This window comes from Bacillus sp. EB106-04-02-XG92 (assembly GCF_058791995.1).
The window spans coordinates 50,843-77,727 of sequence record NZ_JBYTEA010000009.1; the positions used below are offsets into that span (position 1 = coordinate 50,843).

The 26,885-nt window shown below is 33.9% G+C and carries 18 protein-coding genes and 4 pseudogenes; 15 read left to right on the forward strand and 7 right to left on the reverse strand.

All coding sequences use genetic code 11. The features are described 5' to 3' along the window. The first annotated feature begins 541 nt into the window (after positions 1–541). The 7 genes and pseudogenes from AC3WVA_RS20630 (at position 542) to AC3WVA_RS20660 (ending at position 8,552) form a co-directional block, all read left to right on the forward strand. Positions 542–1,246, forward strand: a complete 705-nt coding sequence (locus AC3WVA_RS20630; protein WP_098521806.1) for a 4'-phosphopantetheinyl transferase family protein — start codon at positions 542–544, stop codon at positions 1,244–1,246. Beyond that, complete coding sequence (locus AC3WVA_RS20635; protein WP_098521805.1) at positions 1,233–1,955, forward strand: thioesterase II family protein; 723 nt, start codon at positions 1,233–1,235, stop codon at positions 1,953–1,955. The genes AC3WVA_RS20630 and AC3WVA_RS20635 overlap by 14 nt, the downstream gene beginning before the upstream one ends. 660 nt (positions 1,956–2,615) lie before the next feature. Then, positions 2,616–3,124: pseudogene (locus AC3WVA_RS20640) on the forward strand (patatin-like phospholipase family protein); the annotation flags it as partial. Positions 3,125–4,283: 1,159 nt separating this feature from the next. Then, positions 4,284–5,513: an aminopeptidase gene (locus tag AC3WVA_RS20645; RefSeq protein ID WP_098521807.1), complete on the forward strand. Its 1,230-nt coding sequence runs from the start codon at positions 4,284–4,286 to the stop codon at positions 5,511–5,513. 141 nt (positions 5,514–5,654) lie between these two features. Next, positions 5,655–7,028, forward strand: a complete 1,374-nt coding sequence (locus AC3WVA_RS20650) for an alpha/beta hydrolase family protein (protein ID WP_098521804.1) — start codon at positions 5,655–5,657, stop codon at positions 7,026–7,028. Positions 7,029–7,281: 253 nt separating this feature from the next. Beyond that, complete coding sequence (locus AC3WVA_RS20655; RefSeq protein ID WP_128975406.1) at positions 7,282–7,866, forward strand: TetR/AcrR family transcriptional regulator; 585 nt, start codon at positions 7,282–7,284, stop codon at positions 7,864–7,866. A 62-nt stretch (positions 7,867–7,928) separates the two neighbouring features. Beyond that, positions 7,929–8,552, forward strand: coding sequence for a GNAT family N-acetyltransferase (locus AC3WVA_RS20660; protein ID WP_429604462.1), 624 nt, complete (start codon positions 7,929–7,931; stop codon positions 8,550–8,552). A 54-nt stretch (positions 8,553–8,606) separates the two neighbouring features. Here AC3WVA_RS20660 and AC3WVA_RS20665 read toward each other — a convergent pair whose 3' ends face one another. The 3 genes and pseudogenes from AC3WVA_RS20665 to AC3WVA_RS20675 form a co-directional block, all read right to left on the reverse strand. Beyond that, complete coding sequence (locus AC3WVA_RS20665) at positions 8,607–9,086, reverse strand: CPBP family glutamic-type intramembrane protease (protein WP_429604463.1); 480 nt, start codon at positions 9,084–9,086, stop codon at positions 8,607–8,609. 80 nt (positions 9,087–9,166) lie between these two features. Next, a pseudogene (locus AC3WVA_RS20670) lies at positions 9,167–9,352 on the reverse strand (HU family DNA-binding protein); the annotation flags it as partial. A 561-nt stretch (positions 9,353–9,913) separates the two neighbouring features. Further along, a pseudogene (locus AC3WVA_RS20675) lies at positions 9,914–10,129 on the reverse strand (CPBP family glutamic-type intramembrane protease); the annotation flags it as partial. A gap of 42 nt (positions 10,130–10,171) precedes the next feature. Between AC3WVA_RS20675 and AC3WVA_RS20680 the strand changes: the two are divergent. Further along, positions 10,172–10,273 (forward strand): annotated as a pseudogene (locus AC3WVA_RS20680) (alpha/beta hydrolase); the annotation flags it as partial. Positions 10,274–10,813: 540 nt separating this feature from the next. Here the strand turns inward: AC3WVA_RS20680 and AC3WVA_RS20685 are convergent. Then, positions 10,814–12,307, reverse strand: coding sequence for a peptide MFS transporter (locus AC3WVA_RS20685; protein WP_492322138.1), 1,494 nt, complete (start codon positions 12,305–12,307; stop codon positions 10,814–10,816). Positions 12,308–12,533: 226 nt separating this feature from the next. Between AC3WVA_RS20685 and AC3WVA_RS20690 the strand changes: the two genes are divergently transcribed. Further along, positions 12,534–13,520, forward strand: coding sequence for a DUF4046 domain-containing protein (locus AC3WVA_RS20690; RefSeq protein WP_071758613.1), 987 nt, complete (start codon positions 12,534–12,536; stop codon positions 13,518–13,520). A 201-nt stretch (positions 13,521–13,721) separates the two neighbouring features. Here the strand turns inward: AC3WVA_RS20690 and pdxR are convergent, their stop codons facing one another. Next, positions 13,722–15,113 (reverse strand): MocR-like pyridoxine biosynthesis transcription factor PdxR, encoded by a 1,392-nt coding sequence (gene pdxR, locus AC3WVA_RS20695; protein WP_492322139.1) that lies wholly within the window; start codon positions 15,111–15,113, stop codon positions 13,722–13,724. 109 nt (positions 15,114–15,222) lie between these two features. Here pdxR and AC3WVA_RS20700 point away from each other — a divergent pair, with 109 nt between their 5' ends. From AC3WVA_RS20700 to AC3WVA_RS20715, 4 genes are all read left to right on the forward strand, one after another. Then, the gene (locus AC3WVA_RS20700; protein ID WP_492322140.1) at positions 15,223–16,128 is read left to right on the forward strand and encodes a DMT family transporter; all 906 of its coding nucleotides are present in this window, start codon (positions 15,223–15,225) and stop codon (positions 16,126–16,128) included. A gap of 811 nt (positions 16,129–16,939) precedes the next feature. Beyond that, positions 16,940–17,704, forward strand: coding sequence for an SDR family oxidoreductase (locus AC3WVA_RS20705; protein ID WP_097841345.1), 765 nt, complete (start codon positions 16,940–16,942; stop codon positions 17,702–17,704). Positions 17,705–18,021: 317 nt separating this feature from the next. Further along, the gene (locus AC3WVA_RS20710) at positions 18,022–18,450 is read left to right on the forward strand and encodes a DUF4879 domain-containing protein (RefSeq protein ID WP_098346578.1); all 429 of its coding nucleotides are present in this window, start codon (positions 18,022–18,024) and stop codon (positions 18,448–18,450) included. A gap of 494 nt (positions 18,451–18,944) precedes the next feature. Beyond that, the gene (locus AC3WVA_RS20715; protein ID WP_492322141.1) at positions 18,945–20,906 is read left to right on the forward strand and encodes a DUF3472 domain-containing protein; all 1,962 of its coding nucleotides are present in this window, start codon (positions 18,945–18,947) and stop codon (positions 20,904–20,906) included. Positions 20,907–21,211: 305 nt separating this feature from the next. Here AC3WVA_RS20715 and AC3WVA_RS20720 read toward each other — a convergent pair whose 3' ends face one another. Then, positions 21,212–22,381, reverse strand: a complete 1,170-nt coding sequence (locus tag AC3WVA_RS20720) for a serine hydrolase domain-containing protein (RefSeq protein WP_492322142.1) — start codon at positions 22,379–22,381, stop codon at positions 21,212–21,214. A 1,459-nt stretch (positions 22,382–23,840) separates the two neighbouring features. Here AC3WVA_RS20720 and AC3WVA_RS20725 point away from each other — a divergent pair. Further along, positions 23,841–24,809, forward strand: coding sequence for an AAA family ATPase (locus tag AC3WVA_RS20725; RefSeq protein ID WP_429604470.1), 969 nt, complete (start codon positions 23,841–23,843; stop codon positions 24,807–24,809). 13 nt (positions 24,810–24,822) lie between these two features. Further along, positions 24,823–25,455: an RNA ligase family protein gene (locus AC3WVA_RS20730; RefSeq protein ID WP_429604471.1), complete on the forward strand. Its 633-nt coding sequence runs from the start codon at positions 24,823–24,825 to the stop codon at positions 25,453–25,455. Between the two features lie 118 nt (positions 25,456–25,573). Here the strand turns inward: AC3WVA_RS20730 and blaIII are convergent, their stop codons facing one another. After that, on the reverse strand, positions 25,574–26,527 hold the full coding sequence (gene blaIII / locus AC3WVA_RS20735; protein WP_429604472.1) for a class A beta-lactamase BlaIII: 954 nt from the start codon (positions 26,525–26,527) through the stop codon (positions 25,574–25,576). Positions 26,528–26,885: the final 358 nt, after the last annotated feature.

A 26,885-nucleotide genomic window follows, 5' to 3' on the forward strand; every position in this document is an offset into this window, starting at 1 on the left:
TATTACTGAGGAAAGGTGTATATTTTCATTGATATGTAAATATGCACCTTTTCTATTGTATTTGCAATTTATTGAACTACTCACCACTTAACGTCCTTACGGACTGTTTGAAGTGGGAGATTCCTGCGAACACCGGTGTATCCACCGGTTATCTTAGCAGGCTCTACCCGTAGTCCCTACGGTGAAAACATAAGTATCTTGTACGTTGACTCACCACACTACCTACTTTAGCTTGGTTTTCGCAACTTCGGCAAGTATGGGGCGAAAGAACGTTGAAGATTTTACGGTTGCAACGTTTTTCTGCAACCAACCTCATATCTTCAGTTTTCAAAGAGCAATCTGTACAAGTAAATGATAGCAAACATGTTGGCTTATGCCAACCGACATTCATCTCCCACCTAAAATTGGTGTTTCACACCTTCACATTTTTGAGGAAGGAGTCTTCTGTCGGAAAACGATAAAGTTAATTTGAATTTATGTAACGCACATATATGAAGCCATCCTTTAAAAAAGGAAGTGATTTATCATACACATTCAAGCTGTGAAAATACCAAAGAATATTGAAAGTCATTTGTTTAAGCAACTTAGTAACTTGGTTTCAAATGAGAAGAAAGAACGAATGAAGCGTTTATTAAACTCATGCGACATTAATAGGACCCTGATAGGGGATTTACTAATCCGATCTCTAATCTGCCAAAAGTATAAAATTAATAATGAAGAAATTAGATTTATATATAATGAGTATGGAAAACCTTTTGTTGAAAATTTTTCTGACTTTCATTTTAATCTGTCACATTCAGGAGAATGGGTGGTTTGTACTACTGCTAATTTTAATGTGGGTATTGATATAGAAAAGGTTTCAGAGATAGAGGCTCTTAAATTAGCAAATGAATTTTTTTCAGAGGAAGAATTTTATGATATATCTAATATAAATTCTGATGAACAAATTAATTATTTTTATGATTTATGGACATTAAAAGAAAGTTATATAAAAACGATTGGAAAAGGGCTTTATAACCCGTTAAATTCATTCTCTATAAAAAAAGAGTCACCAACTTTAATTTCATATAAGTATATACCTCAAAACTTTTACTTTAGACAATATAACATTGAGCCAAATTATAAGATATCTGCTTGTGCAACAAGGGATGAATTTCCGCAAGAGATAATAATTAAAGACATTTATTCAATTTGCCAAAATATATACAAATTTGAAAGTAAGGAGAAAATCAATGCAGAAGACTAAACTTTTTTGCTTTCCACATGCTGGGGGATCTGCGTTTAGTTACGCAAAATGGAAAAATCAATTTAATCCATATATTGAGGTAGTCCCGATAGAGTTAGCTGGTAGAGGATATAGAATTGAAGAAAACTTGTACCAAAGTATGGAAGAGGCAGTAAATGATGTCTACAATAAAATAGTTATGCAGATAGATGATTCGCCCTACATTCTATTCGGGCATAGCATGGGAAGTTTGATTGCCTATGAAGTAGCAAGAAAAATAAAAGATTCTAAAAACGTATCGCCTGAATTTCTTGTTTTGTCCGGTAGAAATCATCCAAATAGTAAAATAAAAAATATCCGACATAATCTTTCTAATGAGCAATTTAAAAGAGAAGTTATTGCAATGGGAGGTACACCATCCGGGGTACTTCAATCAGAAGAATTAATGGAGATTTTTCTCCCAATTCTAAGAGCAGATTTTAAAATTGTCGAGACATATATTCATGACAATAATATACAACCATGTGATATTGATTTTCTTATATTTAATGGGGAAAATGATGAATTTACTACATATGATCAAGTAATAAAATGGGAGCAATATACAAGTAGAACGTGTACTCTTCATTCTTTTGAAGGTAATCATTTCTTTCTAAATGAAAATATTGAAGAAATAGCAAAGAGTATTATAAGAAAGTTAGATTCTAAAAGATTATCAAATAGTTTTTAGAGGTTTTCTAAGTATATTCATGGCTAAGGAACAAAATATTAAATATGAAAAATAAAGGAACTGCTGAAATATCATTGAATAAGGGCATTGAAGCCTAAACGAACTTTTCAAAGGCAGGAAAAAAGACTCATTGAATCGTAAGAGTTACTTCCCGTATTTATCTAAAAAAGTGATGCAACTTATTTGCATCACTTTTTAAATTTTTACCAGAGAGTAATTTAGTTAATTAGTAGAAAAAGGAAGGGGGCAATTTGGCCCCTTCCTTTTTCTCATACATAACGCTTGTTGACAACTTATGAAATAATAGCATTCATCGCTATTAAAATATAACACTAAAAGTAATTAATTAGATATGTAATTGTGCATACATTGTACTATTTCATGAATGGGAATAAAACTATTTATCTCTTTCGGGCTAGGAAACAAATAGACTCAGGTATACTTAGGGTAAGAGCACCCAAAGATGGGCTCCGTTTCCTATTTCCTATCCTACATTAACATTCTAAGCAAATTCCTTCTCTGTCAAACAATTCATCCATTAAATAAAGATAAATCCGCCATACGTATCGCGTAGCATGAAACGTTCTTAATATCATTTGGAATATATTTAAATATACTTCTGATACTATAACAGATCTAAAATTTCTCTACTGGTATATAATTACATATCCATTTCGTAATTTAGTATTTGAAGGAGGCGGGGTAAAAGGGATCGCTTTTATCGGTGCTATCCGCGCACTAAACGATGAAGAGATTTTGCCAGAAATACAACGATTTGGGGGACTTCTGCAAGAGCGATTACTGCATTACTTTTAGGTCTTTCCATTCCATTCGCAGATGTCGTAAAAATCCACAAAGATATGAATTTTAAAGCATTAAAAGATCATGATTTTTTGTTTATTCAAGATAACATTCGTCTATTTTTTGATGGTTTTGGCATTTATAAAGGGGATTTCTTCACTGAGTGGATAGGTGCGATAATTGAAAAATGGACAGGGAGTAAGGACACAACCTTTCAGCAGTTATATGACAAAACAGGAAAAGACGTGTTTTTCCAAGGAACAAACGTTTCTACACATCAGCTTCGCACGTTTTCTCGTGAGACTACGCCTGATGTCCCGTTAGTAGTTGCCGTGCGGATTGCGATGTCCATCCCATTCTTTTTCAAGTATTTTGTTCCTAAACAACAACCTGAGTCTGTAAAAATAGTGTCTGCTGAAGTACTACCAACAGGTACGAATATCACATTTGAACGTGATTCTTCTGGAGATGATGAAGAAATAAAACGTCAGATAAAAACAATTGATAGTGTAATTCTTATGGATGAAAAAGGGAAAACATATAAGTCAACGTTGAAGGGGTACTCAAGTGCTGGGAATAATGGGAAAACAATTAAAGTGAAAACGTTTGATGTTACTACTTTTGATAATGTGAATCATTTTAAAGTGTTATTAAAAGATGCTGATGGAAAAGATATTGTAATCGGTTTAGCTCGTGAAGAAAAAAATAAAGTATATGATAGAAAACGCAAACTTCTAATCAAAGGAGGCTTGCGTTTTTTAACTAACTTTTTTCCACTTTTCCTCATTAACCAATAGAAAGAAGACCGTTATTTCGTTTTGGGGTGTTATAAAATGCTTAAGTTGATGGGCATGCGATGATGGTGAGGTACCGCCACATTTTAATGAAAATATATACTAAGCAAATTTTGAAACAAAAAAGCGGATTTTTACCCAGCTAAGAGTACATCGGCTCGTTAATATTTAGCAGTAATTTCTTATTCATTTATGTATAAAGATCTTACCGTTATCGCTACCTTTGTTAGAATCCAGTTTTACATAGAATGCTACCAAAAAATTGAAAAAATAAATTTAATTGCTTGAAAATTCATTTTAAATGATTTATATTTTTATTAAATGATAGATTTATCTATCAAAAATGACTTTATACAAAGAAAGGTGTGATTGAGATTGTAAAACGCCAAATTGCTGGAAAGCCTTTAGGTGCAGCAGCATTGAAAAGATTGGGAAGAAATGAGTGAGCTTATACAATAAAGAACGCTATAAATTTAAGTAGTGCTTGAAACCCTTGAATTGGATTATTTGGTAAAAACATCGAAACTCATTGAAATATTTTCTCGTCTAGTAACTAAATTAATTTTAAGAGATAACTAATGAATTGAAAAAATCCATTAGTTGTTATCGTGTCTTGATGAAAAACGTAAAAATAGACAAGAGAAAATCCTGAAAAACCTATTCACAAAGTATGGTATGAAGGCAAGCTAGTAAGGGGAATTCAAAATTATTGGATAAAAGCGAGGTAAATAATATGACTTTTGAAGAAAAATTACAAGCATATGCAGAACTTACGGTGAAAATTGGTGTCAATATTCAACCAGGGCAATATTTATTAGTCAATACATCAGTGGATGCATTGGATTTCGTCCGTTTAGTTGTAAAAGAGGCCTATAAGGCTGGGGCAGGTCGTGTTCATGTTAATTTTTCGGATGAGAAAATAGATCGTGCATACTTTGATCATGCCTCAGATGAAGAATTTAATCGTTTCCCAGAATGGATAGTCAAAATGAATGATGAGCTAATCGAACGTAAAGGCGCACTATTAATAATAGATGCTACAGACCCTGATAAATTTGCAGGTATTTCAGCTGATCGTCTAGCTACCTATCAAAAGGTATCAGGAGCTGCTCTAGAAAACAATCGCAACGCCGTAATGAAGGATTTAATAGCTTGGTCGATGGTAGCAGTTCCTTCATCAAAGTGGGCATCCAAGGTGTTCCCGAATTTAGCAGCTGAGGAGCAAGTACCAGCATTATGGGAGGCTATTTTTAAAGTTGTTCGTATCGGTGAAGGCAATGCTGTTGAAAAATGGCGTGAACATGTAGCAAATTTAGAATCTCGTGCGGTCCTACTGAACAATAAAAAATATGCGAAGCTTCACTATACAGCACCAGGTACTGATTTAACAATTGCATTAGCACCAGAGCATAAATGGATTACTGGAGGTGGTAAAACCCCAGATGATACTATCTTTATGGCTAATATGCCGACGGAAGAGGTTTATACGTTACCGATGAAACAAGGTGTAAATGGCTATGTAAGCAATACAAAACCATTAGTTTACCAAGGGAATATTATCGAAGGCTTTAAACTGACATTTGAAGAAGGAAAAATTATTAAAACTGAAGCACAGAGAGGACATGATTTATTACAGGAGCTTATTAATGTGGATGAAGGCGCTTGCTATTTAGGTGAGATAGCACTTGTACCACATGAATCGCCAATTTCAGCATCGGAGATTTTATATTTTAATACATTGTTTGATGAAAATGCCTCGAACCATTTAGCGATTGGTAAAGCTTATCCAACTTGCTTAGAGGATGGAAGGGATTTAGAAAACGATCAACTCGAAACGTTAGGTGCAAATATTTCAGTAATACATGAGGACTTTATGATTGGCAACAGTGAGATGGACATCGATGGTATTTTACCAGATGGAACTGTAGAGCCAATTTTCCGTAAAGGTAGCTGGGCATTTTAAGTTTTTAATTTTAAGAAAGGAGTATATGAAACGATTATTAAGCATAATTGGTGCAACTATATAGGTGCTTCATATGTTTTTGCTCAGATTGAAAATTACCTCTTTAATTAGAAGTAAAATGCATTCAAAGGAGATAGGCCAATGAATTTCTGGGAAGTCGTTTTGATAGTTGTGAATTTTAGTCTATTGAGTTGGATACTGTTAGTAGGCAGAGAAACGAAAAAGTGGTCTAAATTAGCTACTTTGGTTGCTGTTGTAATGGTTACAGTTCAGCTATTGGTAGAAGGTTTTAGATGGCAGATGATTCCGGCATATGTATCCCCAGTTATCTTGATTTTATGCTATTTATTAGCTGGGCGGAAAAAGGGCTTTAGAAGCCGGGGTATATTCATAGTTAAAACTTTGTTGTTGTGCATCTATTTGTCAGTAGCAGTTGCGCTCCCCTTACTTATGCCAGTATTTTCATTTGAAGAACCAACTGGCCCACATAGGGTCGGTACGAAACTATATCATTGGGTTGATCGTCAAAGAAATGAACCATATTCGCAAAATCCAACTGATCGCCGCGAACTGATGGTGCAAATTTGGTATCCTGCAGCTGAAAAAAGCAAGGGGGACCAAGAACCTTATATTCGTAACATAAATGAGCTCTCCAAGGGATTGGAAAAAACATTGTCCATTCCTGCATTTGCATTCAGCCACTTGGAATTGGTAAAATCTCACTCGTTTATGGATTTACAACTCTCAGACTCAGAGAATCATTATCCTATATTACTTTTCTCTCATGGTTTTAATGGTTTTCGTAATCAAAACACGTTTGAAGTTGAGGAGTTGGCTAGTCAAGGCTATATTGTTCTAAGTATCGATCATACCTTTGATACTGCAGCTACCGTCTTTCCAGATGATCGAGTTGCTTACGTACAGCCCTTCAATTTAACTGATGACGCAGGGGATAGCCACATAAAATTATGGGAGGAAGATGTCACCTTTGTGCTTAATCAGATAGAGAAACTTAACCAAAACGATGAGACCGGCTTCTTTACAGGAAGGCTTGATATCTCACGAATTGGAATGTTTGGGCACTCTTACGGTGGAGCTACCGCAGCACAAATACTTGCAAAAGATTCTCGTGTTAAAGCAGCTATCAATATGGATGGCGCTTTGTATGGGGAAATTTTACCTGAAAGTGGGATTGGAAAACCATTTCTGCTCATGAGTGCAGTAGAGCCTGATGAAGCAGATCCCGATAAAGTGACGGAACGATATGAGCGTGGGTTAGCTGGCGGTGGTATGTCAATGGTCATTCCTCATACAGATCATACAAGCTTCACTGATTTACATTTGTTCTCCCCACTGTTACAGAGCCCAGGTGAAAATCCAAAGGAAGTTCATCGCATTATAAATGAATTCAGCCTGGCATTTTTTGACCAGTATGTAAAACAGAAGGATGACGGCTCAACCCTTAAAAGGCTGATGACCAAATACCCGGAAGTGAATTTTAAAGTGAACCGATAACTTTATGCAGAAAGTACCATTTCCTTTAGCTTTTGTATGTATTACATAAAAAATTAATTTCTTCATCGTCATCTAAATAATGAAATGCTAAAAATGAAACATTCAAGTACTATCAGTTTCAGTAATATAATTCTTTTGTAAAGCTACATTCAGCAGCTGGACACTTTGTTTGGGATTGTTTATCATAATATCAAATGATATATTTATCTATCAAAAAATGAAGACTTTATATAGAAAAAGGGAGAGATTGACGATGAAGAAAGACTTATCAACGTTAAAGGAAGCGAGATTTAATGCAATTCTTGATTCGGCTACTATATTGCTTGTTGAAAATCCTACTGCTTCGATGAATGAAATTGCGGAATATGCGGGAATTGGCATTGCTACACTCCATCGCTACGTCGAAAGCAGAGAGAAATTGATGTTGTTCTTGGGCCATCGGGCTATACAACTGGTAAGTGATACCGTAAACCAGATCCCACTGGATGAGGAAAGAAGCGAAAACTATATTCCAGAACTCATTGAAGCATTAATCCCTTTAGGTGACAAAATCTATTTTCTAGGTCATGATGCATCTGTATTTAACAACAAAGAATTAGGTGAAGCTGAAGAGAAGCTGAGGGAACCTATACGACGCGTTATTGAGTTGTTACAACAAAGAGGTTACTTTCAGCAAACGGTTAGCAGCGAATGGATTTTGAATACGCTTTATGCCCTAGTTTTTCATACCTGGGAACAGGTACATGAAGGAAATGTGGCTAAAAAATCTGCTGCAGAGCTTGTTTTAAATACATTTTATTATGGTTTCAAAGCTAAGGATGGGTTAAGAAGGGAGTGAACTGATATAAATCCATGATAATTAAAATCAATAATATAGAAAGCGAAAAGGAGGGCTGGGAAATGAATCAAATCTCTATTGTAAAGGCTGTTCATCAATCCATGGTGGGCGCCCAGCTAAATGTAATGGCATTGGAATACATGGCGTTTGCACTTGCAGGATCTGAGGAGAAGAACGCAGTCGAAGGGACTTTTTGTAAGCTATGGCGGAAGGGGAACAACCGTTTTAGTCATCAATACGCTTATGAAGCTCAAATGGATGGGAAAACTCTAGGGATGATTACTTGCTATCCCATCCCCGTTTTAAATCGTCTTGCTTGGCCCACTTTTAAACAGCTGCTTTCATTCGGAAAGTTGGACTTTGTTTTTTATAATATTCTGAATATCAAAATGCTTTATTCCATGATTACCTTGAAGGAGGGAGAAGATGACGAGTTTCACATCGGAACAATCGCCTTATTGCCTGAAAGTCGAGGACTGGGGATAGGTACCAGACTACTTGAGTTTGCCGAGGAACAGGCTTCACTGCAAGGCTTTGCCAAATGCTCTCTAACGGTAAAGAAAGAGAACCAACTTGCCATTAAATTGTATCAGAGGTTAGGCTACCAGATTACAAGTGAAATCAGTAAACCAAAGTTATCGTTGTACAGAATGGTCAAAAACATAGGACGTTACAACGTTTTATAAAAAAGTTGTAACGTATTAGGGCAGTACTAATGGTACCGTCACATCAATCCAAGATTAAAAATTTTTAGCTAAAAAGACAACAATATTATGTAAGATATGTATACTCCATACAATCCAAAATGCTGAAATTTTAGTATGTCCATTTTCTTTTTTCTGTGTATAATTCCAATAAGAGTATGCAAATACCCATCCCATAATTCCAGCATATAACATATAAGTATAGCCAAAACTGTGGCTCAATCCAAATATACAAGCTGAAATAAAGATAATTGATTTATTGTGTTTTTCCATACCGGGAATTAATCTTAAAATCCAAAATACAAACATTTGATATAGAGCGGTTTCTAATAAAGGTGCAAGGACTATACCATCGACTATTTGAACTGATAAATCTTCATCTTCAATAGGATTTTTTTGTATACTTCCCGGTAGAAAGCTAGTTAGCATTGGTAACAAGAAAGATGCAAAAGTCATGACTAGTATAAACCATGGTGTTTTTAAATGATATAAATAATGTTGTATCTTCTGAATCATTGTTATATTCTCCTATTTTACATTTATAATATACTGTCTATTAATTTTTAGAATAATAGAATTCAAAATTATATATAATTACTTCTATCTATACGTGCAGATTTTTTACATACCTCAACTGTACCAAAACCAAGAATATATACTTTCTCTCTATTTGCTAGAACGTTTGTTAACGTATCTAATACAGTTTGTGTTCTTGCAGCTACATTCTTTTGTGTATGCTCTGCTTTTTCTGCTACCACTTTTGTTAATTCTGACTTACTCAGTTTTTGTAACTCTTTTTATGTAAATAGGTGAGTTTAAAACGTGTGTATACTCATGATGCAATTAATACGGTACACAGAAAAAGCCCTAGCAAGAGCTAGGGGACAATTTCTGTGTGGTAATAAGAAAGTAAAATGTGTTCATCGTACAATTCACATTGTAACATCTTGATAAAATAATTCAAGGTGTCAATTCTAGATGTTTTGTTTGTTGAGGCGTTTCCACATCGACATCAAGCTAACATTTTGATGGTCCCAAATTGAAAATTTCATCTTTTTGTAGGTGCCCATAGGAATTGAGCCCGTTTTTCGTGTTGGGGTAGTTCTGAATTCTTAAGTTGCCGGGCATGGGGGACCGCCTTCATTTTGGAAAAAACACACTAAGAGTATGCAAAATTTTATACAGTTTTTTGACTAATCCTGTAACAAATGAGAAGCTTAAAACCGCGCTATCATAGAAATGTATAAAAAATGCATAAATCTATAGAACAAAAAAGAGGATCTTTTGTGAGATTAGGGTTCTTCCTTTTTTAAATAAGGTGTTATGTCTACAAATCTTATATAAAAAAAATTAAAGAAAAAGTGGATGATAATTGGAATAATTAGACTGCGATTTAAATTGTAAAATGTTGTCATGACTATTGTAGTAGATATAATTGCAATCATAAAACACAAAATATATTTGATTAAATTAATGTCTGTAAAACCTGTAGTAAACCATATAGGCAAATGCCACATTCTCCACCAAAAACCGATAATTATTGAAGATTTTATGGAAGAGCGAAAAAATTAGTTATTATAATCAAATTTGATTTTTTAAAAAATGGGGAGTTAAGTAAACCTGATGAATATAATAGCCCAGCTAATATTCCTGAGTATGTTATAAATGATATTGCTACTTGGGTGCAAGGAAAATCGAAATAAAACTGATAACTATATTTTTAATAGCTATTTTCGGTTCTTAAGATAGAATCATTTTTAATTCCTTGCTTGATGGGTATGGGGGGACTATTTCAAAAATCCAATAGCAATACTTTGAGTTTTAGAGGATACTAATGTTGAAGAAAATAAAGAAGAAGTATGAAATTAGTGTATTGACTTTATAACGTATAAAAAGACACTTTAAAAAGTGCCTTTTTATACGTTGACATACAATAAAAGAAAATGTAGTGATTAATCAAAATATGTTGGATGCTTCTTGATTTACTTTATTATAACATTGATATAGAAAATTTTAAATGCAATTTTACATATATATAGATTAAGTTATATTGGTGAATATTACCCATCATTTTCTTTTTGTTTTCATAATTTATTATTTTAATTTGCAATAACGATAATCAGTTAGCAAATTAGAAACATATAAATAATCCTTATTAAATTATTTTTATAGAAAAAATAAATAACTATTCAAAAAACTGTGCATAAAAACCTGAATTATAACAAGTTTTTAGCACAGTTTTTTTATTTTATGCCTTTCATTAAAACTTGAATCTTTGGAGCCATAAAATATAAAATTACACTTAAAATGATTGAAAGGCCACCAATCGCACCGAAATAAATAATTTCTGTTCCAGGATTATATAATCGAACTATTTGAGCATTTATAGCTTGTGCAGCTGCACTAGTTAAGAACCATAGACTCATTGTTTGAGCAGAGAAGGCAGCTGGTGCTAATTTGGTTGTAATTGATAGACCTACAGGTGATAAACAAAGTTCCCCGATTACTACTAACAGGAAGCTAATCGCTAACCACATAGGGCTTACAAGGGATTCTGTACCATGGATATATGCAGGGATAATCATAACTAAGAAAGATAAACCAGCAAATAATAAACCAATAGCAAATTTATTAGCCGTACTTGGTTGACGTGAATTAAGCTTTACCCATAACCAAGCAAATACTGGTGCTAACAAAACAATATAAATAGGGTTTAATGATTGAAACCATGAAGATTGCAGTTCAAACCCGGCCAATTTTAATTGAGTACGCTGATCAGCATATGAAGCTAAAATGATAGCTCCTTGTTCTTGAATGGCCCAAAACATTGTTGCAGCAATAAATAATGGTATGTAAGCAATTAAACGAGACTTTTCAGTTTTTGTAGTTTTTGGGCTACGATACATAAAAATAAAGTAACCAGTTGGAATGAGAATACCTAAAATACTTACTAATAAAGTAAATCGATTAATAGTTAAAATACCTGTTGGTATCGTTAAAATACAAAATAGTACTATAGCTATTGTACCAATACTAAACTGTTTAATAACTTTTTTTCTTTCGATGTCTGTTAAAGGATTTGGGACTTGTGTTCCTGCTAAACCAAGGTTTTTCTTTTTTGTAAGAACAAAAATAATTAAGCCCAATAGCATACCAATTGCAGCAACACCAAAACCTAGGTGGAAGTTATACTTTTGACCAAGTGTCCCTATAATAAAAGGAGATAAAAGAGCTCCTAAATTAATACCCATATAGAAAATACTGAAACCTGAGTCACGTCGAGTATCTGTTTCACTATATAAATCACCAACAATGCTAGATACATTAGGCTTTAATAAACCTGTACCTAGTACTAAAAATACCATAGATATGAATAAAGTACTTATAGTTCCTGGTAGTGCTAAAATCAGGTGACCTATCATAATTAAAACTCCACCCCAAAAAATCGTTCTACTTGAACCTAATAGACGATCTGCAATCCAGCCACCAATAATGCCAGACATGTAAACGAGAGATCCATAGATGGCCATAATTGACGCTGCGGTCGCATGATCCATCCCTAAACCACCTTGTGAGATTGAATAATACATGTAGTAAAGTAATATTGCTCTCATCCCATAGTAAGAGAATCGCTCCCAAAACTCTGTAAAGAATAGGGTAAACAGCCCCTTAGGGTGTCCGAAAAAACCGCTTTGCGGAACAGTACGAATAATATCGCTTTTACTAAGCTTCTCCATACGAATGCACTCCTTATATTTAAATATAACAATACTAGATTAGTATAAACCAATAATTAGAAAATTAAAATAAAAATTTACTTAGTTAATTATTAGAATTTTTATAAAAAACAAATTTTGTGTTGCTTTTAATTTGGGTTTTATTTATATTATTTAATGTAGATATATTGATTGAAAATAATGATAGTGTATAAATATTAATACAAAATGTAGGAGGATTTATATATTGTTAATGAAAGAAGTTGCTATAGAAGATATTTATCAGGAAATATTAGATGGAAAAAGAAATAAATTCCCTCCAAATACATGGAAAGAAGATATAGATAATAAAATGGCGCGAAGGGTAATAACATATTTGCTTAACAGTATTTTAAAATGGAATAAGGAAGACATAAGAAAAAAATGGAACACAAAATTAATTGTAAAATATAGGCTACGGGGATTACTCAAACATAGGTATGAAAATAGCCCTTTTAAAGCAATAAATGATTTGTACCCAAATCAATTCAAAGAATGGGAATTTGGTATGACTCCTTTAAATTATTGGACTAAAGAAAAAGCATTAACAATTTTGAAATGGATTATTGAGGAAAAAGAGGGCCTTTCACAAGAAAAGCTCTTAGGAGTATACGGGAAAAAATGGTTGAAAAAAAATAAGCTTAGCGCACCTCTGGCTATGTATTGGAATAGTAGCCCTTATGCAATGATTAATGATCTTTATCCAAGACGTTTTAAAGAATGGGAATTTGGTATGACTCCTAATAACTTTTGGACTAAAGAAAAAGCATTAGAAGCATTGAAATGGACCATTGAAGAAAAAGAGAGATTAACTCCTAAACAATTGCTTGATATATACAATATAAAGTGGTTAAAAACCCATGGATTAGCATCAGTATGTCAAATGTTTTGGGGGAATAGTCCGTTTAGAATGATTAATGATTTGTATAGAGACCGTTTTAAAGAATGGGAATTTAAAGTTACTCCTGTTGGATATTGGTCTAAACGTAAAGCATTAGAGGCGTTAAGGTGGACTATTGAAGAAAAAGAAAAATTGGATGAAAAACAGCTATTAAAAGTATTTAATCAAAAATGGCTAATAAAACAAAAATTATTGACACCGTTAAAACGCTATTGGAAAGGAAGTCCATATGAAATGCTTATTGCTCTATATCCAAATCGTTTCTCAAAAAATATGTTAAAAGGATATATTTAAAAGTAATGATTAAGTTCATAATTATTGAGAAAGTTTATGATATAACATTCGGTTATTAATTTGGAGGAAGACACCTTAAAGGTGTCTTTTTTATACTAAAAAAGAAAAATATTAATTTGTGTAAAAAACTTCAAAATACTAAAGGGATTTCTATTCATAATTAAATAAAATTATTCATTAATTGTTTTATCTCTTTTCCTATTAGAACCAAATTTTTGCTAATTGTGATACTCCTTTTATTATCTCTTCTTCGCATAAATTACCAAATCCAAGTTGAATATGCGGATATTCTGGTGAATATTCCGAGAAATATTTTGAACAAGGATATACTATAATGCCGTGATCATGTGCTCTTTCAATTAGCATTTTTTCACTCATTTTTGTTTTCACTTCAATAATAACGAAAATGCCGGAGCTACCACCTTTAATCTTGACATATTCCTTAAAGTGCTTTGATAATTCCCTAGTTAATAGATTCATTTTACGTTTATACAAAGATTTCATCTTTCTTAAGTGCGAGTACCAATATCCTTCATTCATAAAAGTTGCCAATGTACGCTGATGAATAGATGAGGATGTTTGTTCAAGCAAAGGGAGTATCTTTTTATATTCATGTATTAGCCGCCTAGGCAAAACCATATAACTGACACGGATAGAGGGAAGGAGTGCCTTTGAAAAAGTTCCTAAATAAACCACTCTATCATTGGAATCTAAGCTTTGAAGAGACGGTATAGGTTGATGGATATATTGAAATTCACTATCATAGTCATCCTCAATAATATAGCCTTCCACCTTTTTTGCCCATTCAAGTAACTTTAGTCTTTCATTGACAGGGATGGTCACTCCATAAGGAAAGTGGTGAGTAGGAGTGACATATAAAAGTCTAGAAGGCGATTTTAAAAGAAGATCGACTTGAATGCCACGTTTTTTTACAGGAATTGGATCAATACTAAATGATTGAAGAACAAAAATTTCCCTTGCCACGTCATACCCAGGATCTTCTACTGCCATATAATGATAGTCTGTCTTTAGCATCAGTGACAAAAGTAATAACAAATGTTGTGTACTACTACCAATAATAATTTGTTCTGCAGAAGTATTCACTCCTCTTGATTGAAATAAGTAATCTGCTAGTGCTTTCCTTAATTTAATGTCGCCTTGTTTTTCTCCGTATGAAAACATGCTAGAGTCTTTAATAATTTTGTTTGTAATCATTCTCCATTTTTTCAAAGGGAAGTTTTCTTGATCCACTGTCCCAATCTTAAAATCAATAGTTTTCATGGCAGTATGATTTGTTTCATGATGCAGTTCTCTGATAGGTTCAAAATTTAGTGTTTCATCCGATATAATAGCCTCTACAAAAAATCCTTTTTTGTTTTCACTTCGAATATATCCTTCCGATTGCAGTTGTTCATAGGCAACCTGGGTTGTGTTTCTGCTGACCTTTAATTGGGTAGCGAGTTGTCTAATGGATGGCAATTTTTTACCTTGTTCTAATTTACCAGATAAAATCTGAGTTCGTATATATTGATAAACTTGTTGATACATAGGATTTTTACTTTTTCGATTTATGTTAAATATTAGTTCCTTCATTATTTGAATACCTCATCTGTCATTTGTATTTATTGTAAACTGTCCCTTTTAGAAATGACAGTATAAATAAATAATGAATTTATAAAAAATTTAATCTAGGAGAAAGTTTATGACAATATTTATGTACATATTTTGTTTGATTGTATGGGGACTCAACTTTATTGCAGTAAAAATTCAAGGAACTCCTGTCAGCTTAGAACTATCCTTAACTTATCGTTTAGTTATGACAGCTTTTTTGTTTTTGATTCTTATTTGTTTCCTTCGACCAAGAGGGATGCCAACAAAAAAAGATATTTTATTTATAATGAATTTTGGTATATGTAACTTTGCATTAAGCTATTTATGCCTTTATTACGCTACAATTTTGAGTTCTGCAGCAATTGTAACGTTAATTTTTTCATTAAAGGTGATTTTGACCCCAATCGCTCTTCGAATTTTTTTAAAAGAAAAGTTACATTCACACGTTTTGGTTGGAGGAATTTTAGGTGTATTAGGAGTATGCATTCTTATCTATCCGAATTTAAATAATTTTCAAGGTTTTAATGATATAAAAGGAATTATGGTCGCAATCTTAGGTACGCTTCTTACAGCAACAGGTGATGCGAGCTCGGCACAAAATGCAAAACACAAGGTGAATCCTATCTATGCAAATGCAATTGGATTTACAGTAGGTAGTATATTGATGGGGGGAATTGTATTATTTCAAGGGGAAAAAGTTACGTTTCCCACATCATTTTCATATGTAGGTATGTTGCTATATTTAACTCTGTTTGCTTCTTTTGTAGCATGGTTATTCTATTTGAAGCTTGTAGAAAAAATCGGAGGGGCTCGAAGTGGGTATATGGTGGCGCTATTCCCTGTAATTGGAGGAATAGCTTCCGTTTTAATCGGTGAGTCAGATCCATCCCCGTATTTGTTTATTGGTTGTTTTTCTAGCTGTATTGGAGCTGCTATCGCATTAGGGTTTAGAACTCAAAAGCAAGATTCGAAATTAACTCTAAAAAGAGTTAATTAAGATAGGAATAAGTGTAATGGATTAGAAAATAGAGTCCATATATTTTTTGTTATTTATATATGTATTGTGAAGGCTCTTTTGCAAAAAAAAAGACGTCATAAGGCACTCAAAAACTGTGTAGATAAGGATTTGTTTTTTCTGATTTAAAGAAAGTATGTATCAGCACCCTTGGGAGTATATCTTAATATTCGTTCAATTTAACATTGAAGTGGATACAAAATTGCAGAGATAACATTTAGAAAGTGTACAAGAAGTATGTTAGTTTATCGAAAAAAGCCCTACAGGGGACGTAGGGTAAGTCTAAGGGTATTGAAGAATTGTCGATTCTAAAAGTAAAGGACTTCTTGGAATAAAGTTTAGCACATAATCCGCTAAAACCTTATATAATAATGTTACAGAAATGTGAATTACTGATTCTAAAGCACCGGCATTTAAAGCTGGAAAAGAATTAAGAGAAGCAGTGAAATAATTATACATAGTAAAAAAGGGTTTGATATTCATATCAAACCCTTTTTTCATTATTGGTTTAGTATAATTGCTCATCGTGGCTTCTTAACAAGGGTTTAGAAACTAGATATTTTTCAAGTACTACAATCTAAAACTAATAGTTTTCTTTGTTTGTGGTATTCACTTTTCCTAGCTTAACGGACATGGGTGCACTATATCATAAGAAGAAAATTAGATGTTTAGTATGAAATAAAATTAGTATCAATACAATCTTGGTCCTTTAAGGAAACCAAATTAGAGAGCAACATATCAAAGAGTATCCTGTGATATAACTAAGTAGAATTCTAAACAAGGGGATGATGAGATGAATAAATTGAAGGGGAAAGTTGCATTAGTAACAGGGGCTAGTAGGGGAATAGGACGAAGTATTGCCTTACATTTGGCACAGGCTGGTGCGTTAGTTGTAGTGCACTATAGTAAAAGAAAAGAAGAAGCAGAAAGTGTAGTGGATAAAATTAAACAAGATGGCGGTGCCGCATTTGCAATCAGTGCAGATTTAAGTACTTTGAAAGGCATTAATAACTTGTATTTAATGATGGATCAATCTCTTCAAAAACATATAGGTAATACTTCATTTGATATTCTTGTAAACAATGCTGGAATTGGGCAGATTTTAACGTTAGAGGAATCTACAGAGGAGTCTTTTGATGAGGTTATGAATATTAATGTGAAGGCTCCATTTTTCATTATCCAAAAGGCTTTGCCACGTTTAAAAGATGGAGGACGGATTATCAATATTTCATCATTTGTTACACGAGTAGCCTCTCCAAGTGTTTTTGCCTACAGTATATCTAAGGGGGCAATTAATACACTTACTCATACTTTAGCACAACAACTTGGTGTTCGTGGTATTACAGTAAATGCAATTCTCCCGGGTATAATTAATACAGAAATGAACGCTGAGACATTGGGGAATAAAGATGGCCAAAAATATGCTGCAGGTTTATCGACTTTTAATAGATGGGGAGAACCAAATGATATAGCTGATATTGTAGGTTTTCTTTCTTCATCAGACAGCCGTTGGATAACTGGTGAGTTAATCGATGCAAGTGGTGGATCTTGCTTATAATGCTAGAGGAAAAGCCAAATTAAATTGAGTTGGATTTGCAATTCTATTTTTTATTTGTTAAATAATCGAACTACGCACCATTTATTAGATCTGACAAAAGTCACCTTGAAACGAGTCCAAGTATTGAAATTCAATCAAGTTAGAGAACCAATTATGCTGTAGTAGGATTAATGGTAAATGCAAATAGTAAAGATGCAATGAATATGCATAATTTCATATATAAATAGGTACTTTTTGTTAACTCTTTCACAGGGAACAAAATGTATGAAATTAGTATGATAGAATCAATTTGTATTTAATATAAAGGGGATGATTGAATGCTAAAAAGAATGATCGTAGGGGTTTCATCATTAGTAGTTGGAGCAACAGTTGGTTTAGCGACAGATGTATCTGCAGCACCTGCACCACCATTAACATCATTAAATGTAGTAAAAGTTGAATCTCAATTAGGCGGAGTTGAATTTATTGGTGCAAACAATTTAAGTACGGTTAAAGATCATGGAGGAAGCTATTTATACATTTATACAAATGAAATGGGATATGGTAGAAATCCAATTGCTCAAATGAGTGGACAAAAACTAAAAAAAGTAGATTCTAAGATGATTGATATTAATGGTGATAGAACAGTTGATGGATGGGAATATAAATGGGATGCTTCGGGACAGCAAAATGGACAATTCAAATATCAAAACACATCTACAAATGCACCTTGGAATACATTATCTACTTCATTAAATATTAAATAAGCTAACATAAGAATTTAATGTTAATTTTTGGTTGGTTGCAATATTTAATGTTTAGATAACTAAAGGAGTCTACGTTTTTTGTGGGCTCTTTTAATGTATTGAAAAGACATGTGCAAATTGATAAGCTATTTTATCTAATTATCACGATGTATGTTTACATAATGTTATTTCCGTAAACAAATTTTTAGTTAATAGTGTGAGTAATTAAGGAAATAAATCTATTGAAAAATCATGAAATATCAAAGGAGTCTTTCAGCATAATAATCTAAAACTATATATTTATGAATTTTTACAATATTTTTAGCCAACATTAAGTCACAAATCATACGATTTTCTTACAAAATACTATAATTTGATTAGTAATAGTAGTGAAAAAAACATTAAACATAACTAGGTAGTATAGCTAATGTTATTTTTTTACATAATTTGTTTAATAGTATGTACATCGTTATTATTCAATGTAACTAAAATAATTTAAAAGGAGATAGGAAGTTATGTTTAAAGAAAAAATAAATAGAAGACTAAAAAAGATTGTTATAATTACTGCGGCTTGCACCATGATGTCAATGTATGGAGCACCAATTTCTAGTACAGAGGCAGCAATCCGATCTCATGCTCCATCTGTTTATGTAACACCACAAAATACTGCTGCTTCAGATATTATTAGCATAGACTGGTCACCAGTCCAAACAGCACCTTATACGTATTGGGCTGTGCATAACTGGAATCAGGGGGGAGAGGGTGGTGGTTATGCTGGCTTCCAACAACAAAGTGGTTTTGATCAAACCGGTAAACGTACTCTTCATTTTGCGCTTTGGGATCCAATAGCATCAAACCAAGCAATAAAAGCTGAATATTTATCTCCGACTTCAGAAGCCAGTAGATTTGGTGGAGAAGGAACAGGTCTGAAGGTACAAACAACTTATAATTGGAAAGATAGTGAATGGTATCGAATGACTCTACGTTCTTGGCAAGAAGATGGCCATACAAAGTTTGGCCAGTGGATAAAAGATAATAAATTAAATCAATGGAAGTTAGTTGCTATTATGGATCATCCAGTTGCGAATGTTGCATTTAACTATGGTCTATCGATGTTTCAAGAGGACTGGGCTGGTAATGGACAAGATGTAAGAGAAGCACGCCTTAAAAATGGATACAGTAGAAAAGTTTCAGATCAACAATGGAATTCTTGGAATAATCAGCGTATCTCTGGGCAACATGATACGTCCTATCAATACGATGGAGGAGCAACTTCAGAATATCTCTGGGTTAAGGCAGGAGGAAATACTCAATCAACTATTGGTAATGGAAAAAGTTTTAATATAATTCAGCCTAGTCAACCTGAAATGGGAATTTTGGATTTTGATATTCAAAATATTCGCTTTGAAGATGAGAAATTAAATGTTTCTTGGAAATTGAAAGAACAAAGTACTCCACAATTTAAAGGGAAAATTGAAATCTATAACAATGAAAAGTTAATGGGACAACCTTTGAAAGTAATTGATAATATTAAGTCCTACCAAACTGAGGTAAGTCAAACTATGCAATTGCCTCAAACGGCTTTTGCTAAAATTACATTAACAGACATATTTGATCGAACTGTAGAGAAAAAAGTAGGAATTACAAATGGAAATTCTGATATTTTAGTAGGGAACCAATTTGCATGGTCCCTAAAAGGATATAGTGATCGAGAAATTGCAAAAGTAGATTATAATAAAGCGGCAGAAGAGTTGAAAATCAAATTGGAAGCTGGTGTACCGCATTCTTACTTCAATAGCACATATGCAAGTATTAAGGTCCAAAACTCATCTGGTAGCGTATTATACAATAAGGAAATCGTGGGGAATAGACAACAAAATACCGAAAGCCAAACTGTGTCTGTAAAAGTGGGGGATTACATTGAATTAACTCATATAGAAGGAGACGCAGTAAAGGAAAAGACACGCGCAACATTAACGAATCTTGAAAATAACAAAAATGAGACTTTTGGAAAGACAGCAAGGTATCTGTTTACTAAAGAGGGATTAAAGAAAGTTGAAAAAATGCCAGAGACAACAATTCTAGATGGACAACAATTTGCATGGTCATTAAAAGGATATAGTGATCGAGAAATTGCAAAAGTAGATTATAATAAAACAGCAGAAGAGCTGAAAATCAAATTAGAAGCTGGTGTACCGCATTCTTACTTTAATAGTACATATGCAAGTATTAAGGTCCAAGGCTCATCCGGTAGCGTTATGTACAATAAGGAAATCATGGGAAATAGACAACAAAATGCTGAAATCCAAACAGTACCTATAAAAGTGGGAGATTATATAGAATTTACTCATATAGAAGGGGAAGCAGCAAAGGAAAAGTCGCGAGCGACTTTAACTAACCTTGAGAATGGAAAACAGGAATATATAGGTAAGAAAAGAACATATCAGGTCACATCCACAGGATTAATAAGACAATAGATGTTTAAAAAAGTTAGGGGAATCCCCAACTTTTTTATTATGGTTACAGTAAAATTTTCGAAACCGAACAAGTACCAGTCAAAATGATCAAACAATTGAAACAAGAAATATTGGGAAAGCCAAATGAGATAAAAATAGATAGAAAGACTACTATAGGGGGTACCACCCACATCCATCAACTTAAGGAGAATAAATGCCATCAAAACAAAAAAGCCCCACATTTTTCTTGAAAATAAGTTGGGGCTTTTGAAACAGAAAAGTATATTTTTAACTATGAAAACTACGATGAATTTTTCCTTTTTTTCCTACTTATTAAATTCAGCAAGTAAAATTTTTTTAAAAGGATTAGGACTGCCAATTCTACCTAAACTATTCCAATTGACGACCAACGTATGCTTGCCTCCAAGTTTGCCTCCAACAAGAGTAGTAAACCCTAGAATGCCACCTGTGTGTCCCCATATCGAGACACCACTTTGAAGCTTGGTTTCATAGATTCCAAGACCATATCCATCGATTCCCTCTTTTCCTGTAGGCACTGTAGTAAGCATTTGTTTTAGTTGCTGTTCTTTCAGTAATTTGCCACCGAGCAAGCAAGAGAAGAATTTGTTTAAGTCGTCAGCAGTAGAAATCATATCTCCAGCAGAGCTAGCTGCACTAGGGTTATAATAAGTAACGTCTTTTAGCTCACTTGCTCCGTCTGGTTGGACATATCCACGGGCATGGTTAGTGCCTGGAATAACACTTGAGTTGCCTGGTAGGAATGTATTCGACAATTCAAGTGGTTCAATAATTCGATTTTCAACCTCTTCCGCATAGCTGTTTCCAGTTACTTTTTCAATAAGGATACCCAGTAATACGTATCCTGTGTTTGAATAAGACCAGCCCTTTCCTGGAGCAAAGTCTGGGGGAAGAGAGATCCCAATCTTCACTAACTCTTCAGCCGTATACGATTTTTTTGTATCCGTAAAATCAACGTCTTTTGACCTTGAGTATTCAGCGATACCACTTGTATGGTTCAATATCTCCCGGATAGTAATCTTGTTACCATCATATCCATTTCCTTGAATGACACCAGGCAACCAGTCTTCGATGTAGTCGTCTAGCTTCAGGCGATTCTCTCCAACTAATTGAAGTACAACTGTTGCGGTGAACGTCTTCGTCACACTCCCAATGCGAAAGCGAAAATCTGTTTTCATTGGTTTCTTGGTTCTCAGATCCGCTATTCCAGCGGCATACCCCCATGTTTTTCCACCCTCAGAAGTTTTAGCAAGTATCCCCGGGTATCCAAGTTGCAATGTATCCCGCATTGCTTGCTTGACGGAAGTATGATCTCGTTGCGTATTTGTTTGTAACGAACTAGATACATTTTGAGTGGGCTCTGCTTTTACAATTGAGGTTGGTGTTGTATATAACAGGGAACTTCCAGCTATTAAAAGGGCCAGACTTGCACATGTAATTTGACTACGTATTTTCATATGGCATTCCTCTCCTCTATTCATATTGTATAACTATTTGCTTACTGTTCCTTACTTCCTGACAAGACTTAGGGAAAGGCCCTCACGCATATAGATTAAAGCCCCAGTACAAAGGTATCTATTAATACCAACAATTTGAGCCAATTAAATCTCGATCCCTTCTACAACAAAATTATTCAAAGGTATGAAAGCATATTATGTACCCTTAGTTATTGTTAGGATTAACACAACATGAGACATAGCCCCAACCCATATTTTACTTTATTTATCCATGATATGTATTGAGAAAGAATGTAAATTCGAATCCTTTCCGTACCCAAACTATTGATCGTTTTTTCACCTATTATAATTAGTTATTTAGAATTACATAATAAAAAACTGTAAAAAAATAACGAGTTCCTTAACGAACAGGAAGTGGGTGAAAGATATGTCTAAACGCACAATTATCTTTTTTTTGATATGGTGACCCCATCGCAATCAAACTAAGGTTTTGAAGTACCCACTAAATGAGATTTTTCTTTCTCTACAGTTAGTTATTTTGAGGAGTCAGCTTATTTTTTGTTTTTGGGGTGTTTACTTTTCTTAAGTTGATGGATGTGGTGCGGTACCCCTATAGGAAGTAATTAATCGTACGGAGTTAGATGGGATATTAGAAAGAGAAACTTTAATGGAACTGTTGTTTAGGACTTTGTTTTTGAATTAGAAAGCCCTTATGAAGTAATTGTTTAGGTGGATATTCTTAGTGGCTCGATTAAGTGTATATAAAAGAAGGACAGGAGAGGAACACCCATGAATCTGTTTGTAGCTCTCCTGATTTTTTTGTAAAAAACCCACAGAAGTCAGTGAGTAGATAGCATTAAATAATCGTAATGCATCTACCTTATCTATTTATTGGGAGTATCTCTACCGTGAAGTGACCCGTATTTATTTATGATAGGAATACGAGTTGGGTTTTTATCAAAATTAACCTGTTGGAAAACTTGGTAAAAACCCCTAATATAATACAAATACAAATGCAACTAAATAGGCCTTATCTTTAGATTCGTCCTTTTGCGATACATCTTCACTTACTGTTATATACTGGTTTTTTAAACATACTTTTTTTCAGGTTTTATACTTTTGGAACCTTTTGGATATAAGCATACGTACAATACCTGCAATAATAATGATTAAGCTTGGAATAGTTATCAAATAGCTTTCGTTCTCATAACTATATTCTTATTGTCAGTCTTGATGTAATTTATGTATAAAGTTAGATAGTCTAAGAGATTTCCTACCGTTGTTGTTTAATATAAAATATTTAAATATATTTTTGTTATTATACAAGACGAATTGGAAAATTTAGAGAGTGATACTAACATACACAATATTTAAGTATTATTCTAACCTCTCAAATACATTCATATTGTAAGAATTTTAGAATATATGAGATAATAGCGCGAAGAAGAGAGGTGAAGACATGCCTACAATTATATATCTTGTTGGATTACCCGCAAGTGGAAAAAGCTCGTATGCAAAGATGCTTCAAAAACAATACCGTGCTGCAATCGTCTCGACAGATGAACTTCGCCAAACGTTGTTTTATAGCGAAACGAAACAAGGAAAGACGGGAATGGTATACAGATATGCAATGGAACGTGTTCGTGAGCACTTAGAGGATGGTCGTAACGTCATTTTAGATGCGACAAACATTGAAAGGGAATTCCGTGTGAAAGCACTGCATCGTCTACGTAATATACCAAATCTAGAAAAACGATGTTATGTGGTGAACACACCCTATAAGGAATGTCAGAAGAGGAATCAAGAGCGAAAACGAACGGTGGAAGAACGGATACTAGAAAAAATGTACAAAAAGGCTGAGTTCCCCGTAAAAGCGGAAGGATGGGACCAAATCGAAATTCTGCATACACCAGGTTCGTACAATATATCCAAAAATGAATTTCAAGAACTTCTGACTGGGTATCCAAGTTATGAAGAATTCTACGAAAGACTAAACGCTATCTCGTTCTTTTCTGACATGTTTCAATATGACCAAGGAAACCCCTATCATTCCTTACCATTATGTCAACATACGTATATGGTCTATGCACATTTAACTGAGAATTATGTAGGAGAAGATTTGTTTCTACTACAAACTGCTGCAGTACTTCATGATACAGGGAAACCGTTCTGCCGTGTATTTAAAAAGCTGAAAGGCTATCATTCGTATTATGGTCACGAATATGTCAGTACCCATATCGCTTGCCACTTTTTAATGGAACTTGGTTTCGAATGGGAGTTTATTGAGAAAGTGTTAATGATAACCGAGTTTCATATGAAGATGTTACATGGCGGGGAAGAGGCAATGCGTGAAATCTACCATTACTGTGGTGATGAGGTGTTGACAAAACTATACTTTTTCCGTGATGCAGATGCATTTGCGAAGTAGAGAGGTGAGAAGAATGCTTGTGAAATATCCGCGAACATTGCACGTCCCTTGGTCGATTGGGGTAACAAGTGATGACCGCGTTCTTCAGAATATGGACGGGTTTCAAAATCAGGAAGTGGTGGTACTGGAAAAATTAGACGGTGAAAATACATCCTTATATAAAGACGCTATGCATGCTAGATCGTTATCAAGCATGCATCATCCTTCGCGTACATGGGTAAAGACATTACAAGGGAGTATAGGCTATAGAATTCCAGAAGGTTGGCGCATTTGTGGTGAAAATGTATATGCCTGTCATAGTATTCACTATACAGAACTTACATCCTATTTTTATGTCTTTTCTGTATGGAATGAAAAGAATGAATGTTTATCGTGGGATGAAACAGTTGCATGGTGTGAAAAGCTAGGCCTTGTGCACGTTCCTGTGTTATACCGTGGTCCCTATAATGAAAAAGCGATTCGTTTATGCTATAGCGGAAAATCAATCTTTGGCAGCATTCAAGAGGGCTATGTACTTAGGTTTACGAAAACATTTCACTATGATGATTTTTCACAATCGGTAGGAAAATTTGTTCGAAAAGATCATGTACAAACAAATAAGCACTGGATGACACAGACGGTTCTCCCAAATCAATTAGCAAAATAAAAACACACAGTTCCAAATGGAACTGCGTGTTTTTTCGTTTTCTAACATCTTTTGACGTTCATGTATGGTGATTCATATGAGAGAATACAACCGCCAAACATGGAAAACTATTAATCCATTAGTTTTTATTCGTAATTTTTAAAGTATCTAACACGACTTTGGTTGTGTCTGCAATAAGTTTATCATCGTATTCTGCATCTTCTTTATCATGATTAGAAAGGATGGCAAGAACAATTGGCTTTTTATTTGGTGGCCAAATAATTGCAATATCATTCCTTGTCCCATAAGATCCTGCACCAGTTTTATCAGCTACTTCCCATCCTTTTGGTACGCCTGCACGAATTAATTTATCCCCAGTTGTGTTTCTCTTCATCCAATCTACTAATAGTTCACGTTTCTCAGATGGTAGTACAGTTCCTAATGTAAAAGATTGAAGTGTCTTAGCGATTGCTTCTGGTGTACTCGTATCATGTGTTTCTCCTGGATTTACTTCATTTAATTCAGGTTCAAATCTCTCGGAATTAGTAACAGTATCACCAATTTCCCTCAATATTTTTTCAAATGCGGATGGACCACCTAACTTTTTAAGAATTAAATTATGTGCCGTACTGTCACTATATCGAACAGAAGCATCTGCAAGTTCTTTTAACGTCATTCCTGTATCCAAATGCTTTTCAGTAATTGGATTATAATTAGAAAGGTCTTCTCGCTTATACGTAATCCTTTCATCAAGAGCTTCTATTGAGTTCTGACGTAAAAGAGCTCCCGCAGCTAATGATTTAGATGTAGAGGCAAATGCAAAGCGATCATTTGCATGGTAAGCAACGGTTTGATTCGTACCTGTGTCCAGTGCATAAATACCAAGCTTAGCGTTATATTCTTTTTCAAGTTTAGCAAAAGAATCATTACCAGTATTTTCTTGTTTAATTTGATTTGTTTGTTTCGTTTGTTTAGGTGATTCAGATGGAATATTACTATTGGAACAGCCTATTAGTGTAACACATGATAGTAATACGACAGGTGCAATCTTTTTGTAATGTGAAATGGTAAAGAACTTGTTTAAAACGAACATAAATTTTTAACCTCTTTCAAGAATATATGGATTTTGTTTTGGTGTTTTAAATACCGATGTTATTTAAAGTGTGTATAAGATAACAATACGTTTGAAGTTGAATTTTAACAGGTTAAGCAGAATTAAAACGTTTAGACGAATGAACAGACGCTGTTTAGATTGTTTCTTTTTTAATTACACTTGTAATCGTTCACCTGTGAAAGTATTAAACTCGTAACATTTAAATGCAGTATTTCAATACACACTTTTTTACATCACTTTACTTTTGGTAATAATATGTCCTTTCATATTTTTAGGAATACACGTAATAGACACTCTAAGTAATAAATTTGTTCCATTTTAAGAATAGGAAGAACTT

Bases quoted from the DNA above. Each gene is read 5' to 3' on its own strand.
- AC3WVA_RS20635 (WP_098521805.1), top strand. From the start codon at position 1,233: ATGCAGAAGACTAAACTTTTTTGCTTTCCACATGCTGGGGGATCTGCG.
- AC3WVA_RS20645 (WP_098521807.1), top strand. From the start codon at position 4,284: ATGACTTTTGAAGAAAAATTACAAGCATATGCAGAACTTACGGTGAAA.
- AC3WVA_RS20650 (WP_098521804.1), top strand. From the start codon at position 5,655: ATGAATTTCTGGGAAGTCGTTTTGATAGTTGTGAATTTTAGTCTATTG.
- AC3WVA_RS20655 (WP_128975406.1), top strand. From the start codon at position 7,282: ATGAAGAAAGACTTATCAACGTTAAAGGAAGCGAGATTTAATGCAATT.
- AC3WVA_RS20660 (WP_429604462.1), top strand. From the start codon at position 7,929: ATGAATCAAATCTCTATTGTAAAGGCTGTTCATCAATCCATGGTGGGC.
- AC3WVA_RS20665 (WP_429604463.1), bottom strand. From the start codon at position 9,086: ATGATTCAGAAGATACAACATTATTTATATCATTTAAAAACACCATGG.
- AC3WVA_RS20685 (WP_492322138.1), bottom strand. From the start codon at position 12,307: ATGGAGAAGCTTAGTAAAAGCGATATTATTCGTACTGTTCCGCAAAGC.
- pdxR (WP_492322139.1), bottom strand. From the start codon at position 15,113: ATGAAGGAACTAATATTTAACATAAATCGAAAAAGTAAAAATCCTATG.
- AC3WVA_RS20700 (WP_492322140.1), top strand. From the start codon at position 15,223: ATGACAATATTTATGTACATATTTTGTTTGATTGTATGGGGACTCAAC.
- AC3WVA_RS20705 (WP_097841345.1), top strand. From the start codon at position 16,940: ATGAATAAATTGAAGGGGAAAGTTGCATTAGTAACAGGGGCTAGTAGG.
- AC3WVA_RS20710 (WP_098346578.1), top strand. From the start codon at position 18,022: ATGCTAAAAAGAATGATCGTAGGGGTTTCATCATTAGTAGTTGGAGCA.
- AC3WVA_RS20715 (WP_492322141.1), top strand. From the start codon at position 18,945: ATGTTTAAAGAAAAAATAAATAGAAGACTAAAAAAGATTGTTATAATT.
- AC3WVA_RS20720 (WP_492322142.1), bottom strand. From the start codon at position 22,381: ATGAAAATACGTAGTCAAATTACATGTGCAAGTCTGGCCCTTTTAATA.
- AC3WVA_RS20725 (WP_429604470.1), top strand. From the start codon at position 23,841: ATGCCTACAATTATATATCTTGTTGGATTACCCGCAAGTGGAAAAAGC.
- AC3WVA_RS20730 (WP_429604471.1), top strand. From the start codon at position 24,823: ATGCTTGTGAAATATCCGCGAACATTGCACGTCCCTTGGTCGATTGGG.
- blaIII (WP_429604472.1), bottom strand. From the start codon at position 26,527: ATGTTCGTTTTAAACAAGTTCTTTACCATTTCACATTACAAAAAGATT.